This window comes from Saccharopolyspora endophytica, assembly GCF_018070075.1.
In the GTDB taxonomy this organism is placed as follows: domain Bacteria; phylum Actinomycetota; class Actinomycetes; order Mycobacteriales; family Pseudonocardiaceae; genus Saccharopolyspora; species Saccharopolyspora endophytica.
Genome location: NZ_JAGPXE010000014.1, coordinates 93,461 through 105,519 on the forward strand (window position 1 = coordinate 93,461; position 12,059 = coordinate 105,519).

12 protein-coding genes and 1 riboswitch are annotated in these 12,059 nt (G+C 70.0%); of the genes, 4 read left to right on the forward strand and 8 right to left on the reverse strand.

From position 1 onward, the window contains the following. Positions 1-49: 49 nt before the first annotated feature. The gene (locus tag KBO27_RS27200; protein ID WP_210972702.1) at positions 50-550 is read right to left on the reverse strand and encodes a GNAT family N-acetyltransferase; all 501 of its coding nucleotides are present in this window, start codon (positions 548-550) and stop codon (positions 50-52) included. A gap of 144 nt (positions 551-694) precedes the next feature. Here KBO27_RS27200 and KBO27_RS27205 point away from each other — a divergent pair, with 144 nt between their 5' ends. After that, positions 695-1,486: an SAM-dependent methyltransferase gene (locus tag KBO27_RS27205; protein ID WP_307870644.1), complete on the forward strand. Its 792-nt coding sequence runs from the start codon at positions 695-697 to the stop codon at positions 1,484-1,486. Positions 1,487-1,700: 214 nt separating this feature from the next. Here KBO27_RS27205 and KBO27_RS27210 read toward each other — a convergent pair whose 3' ends face one another. From KBO27_RS27210 to KBO27_RS27240, 7 genes are all read right to left on the reverse strand, one after another. Further along, positions 1,701-2,618, reverse strand: a complete 918-nt coding sequence (locus tag KBO27_RS27210; protein WP_210972704.1) for a PfkB family carbohydrate kinase — start codon at positions 2,616-2,618, stop codon at positions 1,701-1,703. Continuing rightward, positions 2,615-4,039 (reverse strand): purine-cytosine permease family protein, encoded by a 1,425-nt coding sequence (locus KBO27_RS27215; RefSeq protein WP_210972705.1) that lies wholly within the window; start codon positions 4,037-4,039, stop codon positions 2,615-2,617. The genes KBO27_RS27210 and KBO27_RS27215 overlap by 4 nt, the downstream gene beginning before the upstream one ends. 10 nt (positions 4,040-4,049) lie before the next feature. Next, the gene (locus KBO27_RS27220) at positions 4,050-5,048 is read right to left on the reverse strand and encodes an ADP-ribosylglycohydrolase family protein (protein WP_210972706.1); all 999 of its coding nucleotides are present in this window, start codon (positions 5,046-5,048) and stop codon (positions 4,050-4,052) included. After that, positions 5,045-5,761 (reverse strand): GntR family transcriptional regulator, encoded by a 717-nt coding sequence (locus KBO27_RS27225; protein ID WP_210972707.1) that lies wholly within the window; start codon positions 5,759-5,761, stop codon positions 5,045-5,047. The genes KBO27_RS27220 and KBO27_RS27225 overlap by 4 nt, the downstream gene beginning before the upstream one ends. A gap of 97 nt (positions 5,762-5,858) precedes the next feature. Continuing rightward, on the reverse strand, positions 5,859-6,050 hold the full coding sequence (locus KBO27_RS27230; RefSeq protein ID WP_210972708.1) for a hypothetical protein: 192 nt from the start codon (positions 6,048-6,050) through the stop codon (positions 5,859-5,861). A gap of 122 nt (positions 6,051-6,172) precedes the next feature. After that, positions 6,173-7,996, reverse strand: a complete 1,824-nt coding sequence (locus KBO27_RS27235) for an AMP-dependent synthetase/ligase (protein WP_281420882.1) — start codon at positions 7,994-7,996, stop codon at positions 6,173-6,175. Between the two features lie 183 nt (positions 7,997-8,179). Next, positions 8,180-8,437 (reverse strand): hypothetical protein, encoded by a 258-nt coding sequence (locus KBO27_RS27240; RefSeq protein WP_210972709.1) that lies wholly within the window; start codon positions 8,435-8,437, stop codon positions 8,180-8,182. 363 nt (positions 8,438-8,800) lie between these two features. Here KBO27_RS27240 and KBO27_RS27245 point away from each other — a divergent pair, with 363 nt between their 5' ends. The 3 genes from KBO27_RS27245 (at position 8,801) to KBO27_RS27255 (ending at position 11,709) form a co-directional block, all read left to right on the forward strand. Beyond that, positions 8,801-9,814 carry a helix-turn-helix domain-containing protein gene (locus tag KBO27_RS27245; RefSeq protein ID WP_210972710.1) on the forward strand — a complete coding sequence of 338 codons (1,014 nt, stop codon included), beginning with the start codon at positions 8,801-8,803 and terminating at the stop codon, positions 9,812-9,814. Positions 9,815-9,833: 19 nt separating this feature from the next. Then, positions 9,834-10,838, forward strand: coding sequence for a helix-turn-helix domain-containing protein (locus KBO27_RS27250; RefSeq protein ID WP_210972711.1), 1,005 nt, complete (start codon positions 9,834-9,836; stop codon positions 10,836-10,838). Positions 10,839-10,941: 103 nt separating this feature from the next. After that, positions 10,942-11,709 carry a VOC family protein gene (locus KBO27_RS27255; protein ID WP_210972712.1) on the forward strand — a complete coding sequence of 256 codons (768 nt, stop codon included), beginning with the start codon at positions 10,942-10,944 and terminating at the stop codon, positions 11,707-11,709. Positions 11,710-11,814: 105 nt separating this feature from the next. Continuing rightward, a riboswitch (cobalamin riboswitch) is annotated at positions 11,815-12,042 on the forward strand. The last annotated feature ends 17 nt before the right edge of the window (positions 12,043-12,059 follow it).

Consider the following 12,059-nt stretch of genomic DNA (forward strand, 5'->3'; position numbering starts at 1 on the left):
TCGACATGACGACGAAGTCTGCAAGCCCGGACCGGCAGCCGCAAGATCCCTACAGGTCGCGTCGCATGCAGGCCCTCGGCCACGCGTCCAGCCCGGCGACCGCCTCGGCGGCGCGGATCTCCCGCAGCCCCGGGGTGAGCTCGTCGTCGGCGAGGTACCGGAACCCGCAGCGCAGGTAGTAGGGCCCGTTCCAGGCGACCTCGGTGAAGGTGGTCAGCGTCAGCGCCGGCAGGCCACGATCCCGCGCCCAGTCCGCGAGGGTCTCGATGAGCCTGAAACCGATTCGCCGACCGGCATGATCCGGGTGCACGGAGACCTGCTCGACGTGCGCGCACCCGTCGACGACCTCGGCGATCAGGTACGCCACCGGAACGTCCTCGACGACCGCGACCCACGCCCGCCCGGCCTCCTGGAACTCCCGCAGCACCGCCGGGGACGGAGGTTCGTCGGAGGCCACCAGGTCCATCGCGACGTCGGCGAACGGCCTGCCCGCCGCCCGCTCCACCTCGCGCAGCATCGGAAGATCGTCTTCCTCGGCCAACCGGATCATCACAGCACCTCCCGCACCAGCTTCGCAGCTCCCGCACCCTGGTACCGGATTTCAGCGGAGATCCGGGGCGACGTGGTGTGCCTGGCCGGGGGAGCGTTGTCACTTCGGGTGATGGTGTCGCAGGAGCGTTGCGGGGCGTGGGCGGTGGATGTTCCCGATGTGGATTGCGCGACGCCGAACGCGGCGCGGATCTACGACTACGACCTCGGCGGTGAGCACAACTTCGCGGCCGATCGCGCCGCGTGGGAGGAGATCCAGCGCGCGGTGGCGCCGACGGGGCCGTTCATCGCCCGCGCCAATCGGGCGTTCCTGCAGCGCGCCGTGCGGTTCTGCCTGGACCGAGGGATCGACCAGTTCCTGGACCTGGGCTCGGGAATCCCGATCGTGGGCGACGTGCACGAGATCGCGCAGTCCCGCGATCCCCGGGCGCGGGTGCTCTACGTCGACGTCGAGCCGGTCGCCGTCGCGCACACCCGCCACCTGCTGGAGAGCGACGACGGCGAAGGCATCGTCCACGCCGACGTCCGCGATCCCGACGCCGTGCTGGGAGCGGCGGAAACCGTCCGCCTGCTGGACTTCTCGCGCCCGGTGGCGCTGCTGACGGTGGCCGTCCTGCACTACATCACCCCGCAGGAGCAGGCCGGGATGCACCGCTACCGCGACGTGCTCGCCCCGGGGAGCGCCGTGGTGATCTCCACGCTCACCGCCGACGAGCGCGAGGAGGAGGCCGCCCGCGTCGAGCGGTTCTTCGCCGAGAACGCCGCCACCCAGGTCACCTTCCGCACCCGGGACGAGGTGCGAGCGCTCTTCGACGGCACCGAGCTGGTGCCACCCGGAGTCGTGTGGACCCCGCAGTGGCGCCCCGACCCGGCCGACCCCCACGGCTGGGAACCGCACCGCGCGGGCTGCTGGGCCGGCGTGGGCCTCGTGCGCTGACTGCTAGCATCGCACCGCCTCGTTCGAGGCGTTCCCCGCCGGAAATCCACCGGCCTCCGCACCTCCGCTGTTGGAGGCGGTTTCACGCCGCCGCGGCGCACGTGCCCGGATTTGCTCGGCAACGCCCGGTACCTCGCGCTGAACGGCGCCGGGGCGGTGTCCGAAGTCGTGGCGGTGGGCGTGTTGCTCACGGTTCCCGCGGTCGTGCTCGGGGTCAGGTGTGGGTGAGGAAGGTGTTCAGGTCTTCGCGCTGGGGTGAGGTGGCCGGGCCTCGGTGCTGGACCGACAGGGCGGCTGCCGCGTTGGCGCGGAGTGCGGCCGTGGGCAGGTCCGCGCCTTCGAGGAGCATCGCGGCGAGGACACCGCAGTGGGTGTCCCCGGCTCCGTTGGTGTCCACCGGGGTGACCGGGAAGCCCGGGATGCGTTGCGTGGCACCGCCGACGGTGAGCAGGCAGCCCGACGGGCCGTCGCGCAGGACGACCGCGGCCGAACCGCCCAGCCGACCTGCCAACTTCCCGGCTGCGACCTCGGAGTCGGTCGCGCCCGCGAGGACGCGGGCCTCCTCGGCGTTGCAGCTGAGCACGTCCACCCTCGGCAGCACCGCGTCGAGCACGTCGACGGGGATGTCGGCGACCAGCGGGCACGGGTCGAGCAGCACCCGCGAACGAACCCCCGGCAGCCAGGCCAGCAGCGCCTCCCGGTTGGAGGGGTGCAGCAGGCTGTAGCCGCTGAGGTAGACGACGTCGGCCGCCTCGGTGCGCACCTTCGCCAGCTGCTCCGGCAGCAGCCGTCCCTCCGCGCCGACGCCGGTGACGAACGTGCGCTCGCCACCGGACTCCACCAGAGCGACGCAGATCCCGTTGTCCGAGTCGGGCTGCTGCGGCTGCGCGGCCTCGATCCCCTCGGCGCGCAGCGCTTCTCGCGCCTGGTCGGCGAAGCGCCCGGTGCCGTGCGCGCCCGCGTAGACCACCTCGGCGCCCGATCGAGCGGCGGCGGCCATCACGTTGAACCCGCCACCGGGCAGCAGTTCGGTGCTCTCGGCGAGCACGTCACCGCCCGTCGGCGGCAGCGACGGCACCCGCATCACCAGGTCCAGCACCACCTGGCCGGTGTGCACCAGGCGCCCGGTCATGCCGCGGCCTTGCGGCTGCCGCCCAGCAGCGCGTAGACGCCCGCGGAGATCACGAAGGTGATCACCCAGCCCAGCCCATTCTCGCCCAGCCAGGTCTCGGCGAGCAGGCCGGTGAAGAAGTCGTTGCTGCTGAACAGGTATCCGACCACGATGGCCAGCGCCCACGCGAAGAACGCGCGCGGCTCGACCCCGCCCCGGTACCAGTAGGAGCTGGTGCTGCGCATGTCCATCAGCCCGGCCGGGTCGTAGGTCGTGCGGTGCAGCATGTCGGTCAGGAACACGCCGAGCCACGCGGTGATCGGGATGGCCAGCAGGCTGATGAAGGTGACGAACGGGTCGTAGAAGCTGTCGGCGACGAGCATGAAGTAGATCGAGCCGAGGAAGGTCACGACCACGTCCACGGCGACCGCGTAGACCCGCTTGATGTTGATGCCCATGGTCAGCGTCGACAGCCCCGCCGAGTACACCGACAGGTGGTTGGACAGCAGCAGTCCGCCGACCGCGGCGATCAGGTACGGAACGGCCATCCACGCGGGCAGCATCGCGCGGATCGCCGCCACCGGGTCGCCGGCCTCGGCCAGCGCCGGATCACCCGCCGAGAGCAGCGATCCCAGCGAGATCAGCAGGATCAGCGGGATGCCCGCGCCCACGGCGGCCGAGGCGACCAGCGAACCGGCCTTGACGGCGGGGGACTGGTACCGCGACATGTCCGCCGAGGCGTTCGCCCAGCCGATGCCGGTACCGGCGGCGATCGTGCCGATGCCCGCGATCACCACGCCGATCGGGGCGGGGGAGGCCGCGCCGACCGCGTGCCAGTCGATGGTCGCGACCAGGCTGATCGCGACCACGATGTTCAGCGCGCCGAAAACCCACGTGGCCCAGCGCTGCACGGCCACCAGGACCTTGTGGCCGAGGCCGGAGACCACCATCGTCAGCAGCTCGAAGATCGCGATGCAGATGATCGTCAGCAGCGGTGTCGCCTTGGCCTCACCGGCGGTGCCGAACAGGATCGCGCACAGCGACAGCAGCGCGAACGCCGCCGTGGTGGTGTTGACGGTCTCCCAGCCCAGGCGGGAGATCAGCGACACCACGGTCGGACCGGCGTTGCCGTGCACGCCGAAGACCGCGCGGGAGAGCGTCAAACCCGGTGCGCCGCCGCGTCGTCCGGCGATCGAGACCACGCCGACGATCGCGAACGAGCCGACCGAACCGATCACCGCGACGATCGCCGCCTGCCAGAAGGACAGACCTTCGGCGACGAGCGTCGCGCCCAGGGGTAAGCCCAGGATCGAGATGTTGGCGGCGAACCAGACCCAGAACAGCTGCATCGGATGGCCGGTGCGCTCCTCCTCCGGAACCGGCTCGATCCCACGGGTCTCCAGGGCGCTCTCCGCGTTCTCGGTCGTGGCCTCGCGGACCATGCGATCTCCTTCAGCTGCTGGATTTCCTCAGTTCGAGCAGGCCGTCCACGGCCGGTTCCAGGTCGAGCGCGTTGACCTCGCGCACCTTGGTGAGCAGGTCCGGGGGGAAACCGGAAAGCCCGTGCTGCGCACCGAGGATCGCGCCGAGCACGGCGGCGATCGTGTCGGTGTCACCGCCGAGACCCGCGGCCGTGGTCAGCGCCTCGACCGGCGTGTCCCCCAGCGCTTCGGCGAGGGCGAAGGCGGCGACCATCGACTCCTGGACGGCGACGGACGTTCCGATGACCTTGGAAACAGCGTAGGACAGAGTGGTTCGGTCCATGCCCCGAACCCAGCGACGAGCCCACCGGATTCGGCAGGCGATGTCGCCACCCGCGCACCACCAGCCCTTGCGGGCGCCGAGAGCGGCTGCGTGCTCGCCCTGGTCGAGCGCGGTGGACAGGTCGGCGCCGTCGATGCCCGCCGACACGGCGGCGGCCACGGCGGAAGCGCCCGCGATGCCGACGTTGGTGTTGTGCGTGAGCTTGCTGGCCGCCGCGACCGCCTCCACCAGTGCGCCGAGTTCCGGGGGAGTGGCGATGGCGACCGGGGTGATGCGCATGGCCGCGCCGTTGGTGGTGCCGCCACGACCGGCCTCCTCCGGATCGGTGCCGGATTCGAGCAGCTTCAGCGCGCGCTTGGTGGACGGGCCCAGGAGGTCCGCCAGTCCGCGCGCGACCATCCCGGCTTCCCAGTCCAGCAGCGCCTTCCCGAAGACCATCGGGTCGATCGTGCCGGAACCGCCGATGAGCAGGTCGGCGACCAGCACGGCCTGCTCGGTGTCGTCGGTGATGGTGCCCGCGGGCAGGTTCGGCGAGATCGGCTGCTCGGCGACGGCGTCGCGCAGCGATCGGATGAATCCGTAGTGGGTGACGATGTCCTCGCGGGACATCGATTGCGTCGGCATGCCCAGGGCATCGCCGATCGCCAGTCCGTAGAAAGCGCCGAGCGCGCGGTCGCGTGTGCTCATGGGCGGCCAAACGTCAGGTGGAACTGGAACCGGTTGGGGTCGAGCAGGCTGGTGACCTGCTCGACGAGCTGCCCGTCGGCGGTGACGCTGGTGCGCACCGCCTGCAGGAACAGCTCGCCCTCGGGGCGTTCGAGCAGCGCGGCCATCCGGGCGGACAGCGCGTGGGTGCCGATGCGCTGGTCGCCGGAGCCGGCGACGAGCCCGGCCGAGAGCAGGGTGGCTGTTATGGAACCGTCGAGCAGCCCCTTCTCGGGCAGCTCGCGCAGTTCTCCGACCGCCGGGATCAGGGAGGTCTCCACCGACACCGGTCCGACGGCCCGATCCCGGCGCAGGCGGCGTATGGCGATGAACTCGTCGAGTCCGAAGCGCTCGGTGAGCTCGGCGTCGGTGGTGAGCTCGATGCCCAGCAGCTCGGTGCTGATGTCGAACCCGGAGTCGGCGAGCGCGGTGGCCCAGCCGACCGTCTGGTCGAGGGTGACCCCGTCGAAGGTGACGAAGGAACCGACGCCGCTGCGGGTGGCGATGAGCTCCTGGCGCTGCAACTCTGACAGGGCGCTGCGCACTGTGCCGCGGCTGACCTGGTACTTCTCCGCGATCTGGTTCTCGCCCGGCAACTGCTCACCGCGCGCGAGTCGCCCCGAGCGGATCTGCTCGGTGAGCTCGGCGATCAACCGGTCACGTTTCCCGAAGGGAACCTGTCCAGTCCTGTTCATTCCTGTACAGTAAGGCTACTGACTGGTAGGCACAACATATGCCACGCTGACGGAGTAGTGGTCGCGTTTCGGGAAGCCCGTTGCGCGAGTTCCCGGATCATCCATCGGCCCGGGGGCACCAGCCCCCCTTGGTGGAGCCGTAGCGCCAGCGCGTGTCGGGCGGCAGGTACTCGCCGTGCAGCACCCAGCCGTCCTCCTGCCGCGACCAGTGCAGGATCTGCTCCTCCCACGGGCGGCACATCAACTGCCTGCGCTCCTCGGCCTCCCGGCACACCTCCCACGTGCGCACCGCGCCCTTCCACAAGCGGCCAAGCCTCGACACATCTGCAGATGATGCGACCGCCCACCGACATGCGAAAGGGCCACGCCGGAGGATCTGGCCTCATCGGCGTGGCCCGTTCGAGCGAGTCCCTACAGCGTCTCTACCGTGTTCGGGTACAGCTCCTCGATCGCCTCGACGTGGTTGTCCGCCACGGCCTTCCGCTTGATCTTCAGGCTCGGGGTGACCTCGTTGTGCTCGATGGTCAGCTCGCGAGGCAGGATCGTGAACTTCTTGATCGTCTCGTGCCGGTTCAGCGTCGCGTTGAGGTCCTCGACCGCGGCCGCCACCATCTCGTGCGCCTTGGGGTGCGCGGCCAGCTCCGCGTAGGACAGCCCGCCCAGGTCGTTGGCCTGCGCCCACTCGACGATCGACTCCTCGTCGAGGGTCACCAGCGCGGCGCAGTAGGGCCGCTTGTCGCCGAAGACCACCACGTTGCTGACGTAGGGGCACAGCGCCTTGAACTTGCCCTCCACCGACTGCGGAGCCACGTACTTGCCGCCGGAGGTCTTGATCAGGTCCTTCTTGCGGTCGGTGATGCGCAGCCGGCCCTGCTCGTCGAGCTCGCCGATGTCACCGGTGTGGAACCAGCCCTCGGCCGTGAGCACCTCGGCGGTCGCCTCCGGCATGTTGTGGTAACCGCGCATCACACCGCCGCCGCGCAGCAGCACCTCGCCGTCCTCGGCGATGCGGACCTCGGTGCCGGGCAGCGGCTGGCCCACCGTGCCGATGCGGAAGTCGTTGGTGCGGTTGACGAAACTGGCCGCGGTGGTCTCGGTCAGCCCGTAGCCCTCGGCGATCAGCACACCCGCGGCGTGGAAGAAGCGAGCGATGTCCGGAGCCAGCGCGGCGCTGCCGGAGATGAAGAACCGCAGCCTGCCGCCGAACTTCTCGCGCAGCTTGGAGAAGACGAGCTTGTCGGCGACGGCGTGCTGGACCTTCAACCCCAGGCCCGGCTCTTGCCCGTCCTGCTGGAGCCGGGAGATCTCCAGGCCCACGGCGCAGGCCCAGCGGAAGATCTTGTACTTGAGCTCGCCGCCCTCCTTGGCCTGCACGACGACCTTGTTGTAGATCTTCTCGAAGATCCGCGGCGCACCGGCCACGAACGTCGGCCGCACCTCGCCGAGGTTGTCCACGATCTTGTCGATCCGGCCGTCCACCGCGGTCAGGTAGCCGGTGCGGATCTGGCCGACCTGCAGGACCTTGCCGAACACGTGCGACAGCGGCAGCCACAGGTACTGCACGTCCTCGGCGGTCATCTCGCCGGTGGCGTGCATCGCCTCGGCCACGTAGACCCAGTTCGACTGGGCGAGCCGCACGCCCTTGGGGTTGCCGGTGGTGCCGGAGGTGTAGATGAGCGTCGCCAGGTCGTCGATGCCGACCGCCTCGACGAGCTGGTCGAACAGCTCCGGCTCGGCCTCGTGCTTGGCGCGGCCCTGGGCCTCCAGGTCGGCCAGGCTCAGCACCCAGTCGCCGTCGGCGGTGCCGTCGAAGGTGATGACGCGGGTCAGCTCGGGCAGGTTCTCCCGCTGCTCGCGCAGCTTGGCGATCTGCTCGTCGTCCTCGGCGAAGACGATCGTCGAACCGGAGTCGGAGATGATGTAGGCGCAGCCCTCGGCTGTGGTGGTGGGGTAGATCGTCGTGGTGGCGCCACCGGCGCACATCACGCCCATGTCGGCGAGGATCCAGTCCATCCGCGTGCCGGCCAGGATCCCGCACCGCTGCTGCGACCCCAGGCCGATCGCGTGCAGCCCCAGCGCGATCGCCCGCGCCCTTTCCCAGGTCTGCGACCAGGTCAGCGAGCGCCACTGCCCGTCTTCGGGGTAGCGGAACGCCTCGCTGTCGCCCGACCGCTGGACGCGATCGCGCAGCATGTCGGGGACCGAGCGGAATTCTGAGGAGATCGCGGCAGGCATGGGCCGGAACGTAATCGAGGTCACGCACCCGCGCAATGAGGTTCGGACAAATCGGGAGGGGTCGTTCCGATCTGTTACCGACGAGTTGCCTTCCGGGACGAACTCGCAGGTCGGTGCTCCGATCGCACCGGAGGCGGACCCGAGGGTTCGGCGGGCCCGCCAGGTGCGGATCGGGTCGGTGGATCATGGAACGGCCCCGGCGTTCCCGGCTAGGAGGACGAGGGCGAGCACCGACAGCACGGTGACCACGGCCGCGGGCGGGCCGAGCACCGACCGGGCGATGGTCGCCAGGCCGGACATCGCCCGGGCCAGCACCACCGCCGCCGCGAACAGCGCGACCAGGATGCCGAACAGCATTCCTTGCAGGACGGAGGAAACGGTGTCAGGGGTGACGACCGGTGGGTCGTTTGCCGCCAGCACCTCCGGGAGTATCGTGAACATGCGAGCTCCCTTCACGGGTGTTTCCCGTTGTGAGGGTGATCGTGAGTGCGCGCAGCGCCCCCGGTCGTGGCCAAACGATTTCCGGGGGCGTTCGCATGTCCGGCCGGCGATCCGCCGGCCGCGCCTCCGATGGATCCGAGACGCCGAGCGCCCGCTCCGCGGTGAAATTTCACTTCTTCGTTGAAGTTCTTCTCCGCCGAGTGAAACGCGACGCCGTCAGTATGCGATTACCTCAACAAACCGTCAATGTCTTTGTGGGGCAACAACTTGCCGTTACGCACCCGAGGTGTCAGTATCTGCTGGTCTTCAGCGGTTCAGTGAAGTTTGGTGAAATTATCCGAACGGAGTGAAGGAGACGGCGCGATGGCCCGTCCCGGTAACCAGGGCGGAACCGGACGGCTCGGCTCGCGACTGCGCGAGCTGCGCGAATCCCGCGGTATGACGCAACTTCGGCTGGGCCGGTGCCTCGGAGTTGCGGTGTCGAGCATCTCCTCCTGGGAGAGCGGGGCGAAGCTCCCGCCGCTCACCCGATTGGCCGATTACGCGACGTTCTTCGCCGCCGGCGCCACCACCGGCGGGGTCCCGCCGGAGAACCAGCTCACCGGTGAGCAGCGCGAAGAGCGCCTGCGGCTCAAGCAGGAGCTCGACCGCCTGCGGACGGCGCTGGACGAGACGCGCGACCCCGCGGAAGCCGAAGCGAGGCAGGACTTCTGGCACTTCCCCGACGGCGGGCCGGTCCTCATCGTCACCGGCGGGCTCAGCGAGAAGCACTGGTCCCCGCTGGGCACCCCCAGCGAGCCGAACTTCCTGTCGCTGGCCCGCTGCGCCGACCTCGACGCCGCGGTGGAGCTGTTCGGGACGGTGCGCGCGGCCAACCCGCGCTCCGAGGTGGAGATCCGGCTCGAGAACCTCGGTGACGACGACCTGCGCGCCCACCTGGTGTTCCTGGGCAGCGGCGCGGCCAACCCGTGGGTGGAGTGGCTGACCGCCGAGTGGCCGGTCCGGCAGGTCCTCGACGAGGACGTCCCCGACGGGTCGGTGTTCGAGATCGACGGCGAGCGCAGGCTCAAACCCGGCTTCCGCGGTGATCAGCTGGTCGAGGACGTCGGCATGCTCGCGCGGATCCCGAACCCGAACAACATCCGCCGCACGCTCACGTTCTGCAGCGGGGTGTTCACCAGGGGAGGGTTCGGCGCGGTGCGCTGCCTGACGGATCCGCAGGCCAGGGACCGCAACCTCGCCTACCTCCGCGGCAACGTCGAGGACCTCGACCGCTTCGGGGTGCTGATGCGGGTTCCGGTGATGCGGCACGTGACCGGCACGCCCGACCTGCAGAACCCGGCGAACCGGCTCTACGAGTGGCGACCGAAGACCTGATCGCGAGGAGGCAGCGGTGGTGAGTGCACAGCGGTCCGGTCTCGGCGCACGGCTGCGGGAACTGCGCCAGGGGCACGGCCTGACCCAGGGGAAGCTGGCGCGGGTGCTCGGCGTGGCGGTCTCCAGCGTCTCGCAGTGGGAAGGCGGCGTGAAGGTGCCGCCACCGCCGCGTCTCGGCGACTACGCGACCTTCTTCGCGGCCGAGAACCCTTCGAGGAACGGGAAACTCCCGTCGACGGCCTCGCTCACCGAGCAGGAGCGCCGGGCCCGCGCGAAGCTCAAAGAGGAGCTGGACGCGCTCCGGTCCCACCCGGAGGATTCCGGCTCGGCGCAGGGGTTCTCGGAATTCTGGAGGTTCCCCGACGGCGGTCCGGTGCGCATCCTCACCGGCCGCGTTCCCGCCCGGAATCTCTCGCCGCTGGCCTCGCCCGAGCGGCGCAACTACATCGGGATGTCCTCCTACGCCGACGGCGACTCGTTGATCGAGCTCTACGGGCACGTCCGGGCGCTGAACCCCGCGTCGGACGTGCGCTTCGACATCGCCCGCCGCATCGACCCCCACGACCTGCAGGCGCACCTGGTGCTGCTGGGCAGCCCGGCGATGAACCCGATGCGGCGTCAGGTGCGCTTCGGCCTGCCGGTGCGCCAGGTCGAGGTCGACGACCTCGGGCACGGAGAGGTCTTCGAGGTCGCCGAGGAGTCCCGGCAGTACCGGCCGACGCTGCACGACGACCGGCTCATCGAGGACGTGGGCATGCTGGCGCGCTTCCCCAACCCCTACAACGTGCGGCGCAGCCTGACCTTGTGCAGCGGTGTGTTCACCCGCGGCGGGTTCGGCGCGGTCCGCTGCCTGACCGACCCCGAGCTGCGCGAGCGCAACCACGAGCGCCTCAAGCACCGGATCGCCGACCCGGACAACTTCGGGATGCTGATGCGCGTTCCGGTCGTGCGCAACGCGACGGCCACCCCGGACCTGAGCAACCCCGACACGTGGCTGCGGGCGTGGTCCCCGATCAAGTCCTGAGAGCTCCTCCGCGTCACCAGGGGTGACGCTCCCGCGCTCGGTGGGCGATTTGTCGGGGCTGCTGGTTACCGTCGTGGCAGTTCCCGGAAGCTGAGGAGGAGTCATGGCGGAAGTCGATGCGGTGCAGCCGAACGGGACGCCCGCGTGGATCGACCTGGGGATCCCGGACCTCGATCGTGCGATGCAGTTCTACGGCGCCGTGTTCGGATGGGAGTTCGACGTGGGGCCCGAGGAGATGGGCCGCTACACGATGTGCATGCTCCGGGGTAGGGAAGTCGCCGCGCTCATGCCCAGCCACGACCCGGGTGCGACCGAGTTCTGGTGGAACGTCTACTTCGCCACCGATGACGTCGCCGGCACCGTGTCCAAGGCGGAGGCCGCCGACGGCCAGGTGATCACCCCGCCCATGGACGTGATGGACAAGGGGCGGATGGCGATCCTCAAGGACCCGGTCGGCGGGCAGTTCGGGCTCTGGCACGGCAACCGCCACATCGGCACCCGCCTCGTCAACGAGCCGAACACGTTGCTGCGCAACGATCTCGTCACCCCGGACCCGGGGCCGGCGCGCGAGTTCTACTCGAAGGTCTTCGGCTTGAGCACGGACAGCGAAGGGCACCTCGGCGAAGGCGACTTCACGTTCCTGCGCCGCCCCGACGGCCACGAGATCGGCGGCATCCTCGGCGACCCGTCGGCCACCGCTTCGTCCTGGGGCACGCTGTTCATGGTCACCGACGCCGATGCCACCGCGCGACGCGCCGCCGACGCGGGTGGCGTGGTCCAGCCGCCCTACGACATGGCCTACGGCCGCATCGCCGAGATCAAGGACCCGTTCGGCACGCCCTTCACCATCGGTGCCGCCAAGACCGGCTGACCGCCTGCGTGATCGGGATCTCCTCCGGGTGTCGAACAGGAGCTCAGAGCCGTGACGCCGACCCCGCCGGACGCCGCGCGGGGTTGTCTCGCGCCCGCGGGTGGTTAGCCTGAGGGTGCTGGTGGTTCGTCCGGTCGAGCGGTGAGCGCGATCGGACGAGGCAAGAGGGAACCCGGTGCGAATCCGGGACTGCCCCGCAGCGGTGAGCGGGAACGACCGCCGTCATGAGCACTGGACGTCACAGGTCCGGGAAGCGACGGCCAGTAGGTCCGGTCTTGCAGACGAGACCGGGTGCCCGCGAGTCCGAAGACCTGCCACCCGCGCGCGCACCGACGGTGCGCGCTGGTCCG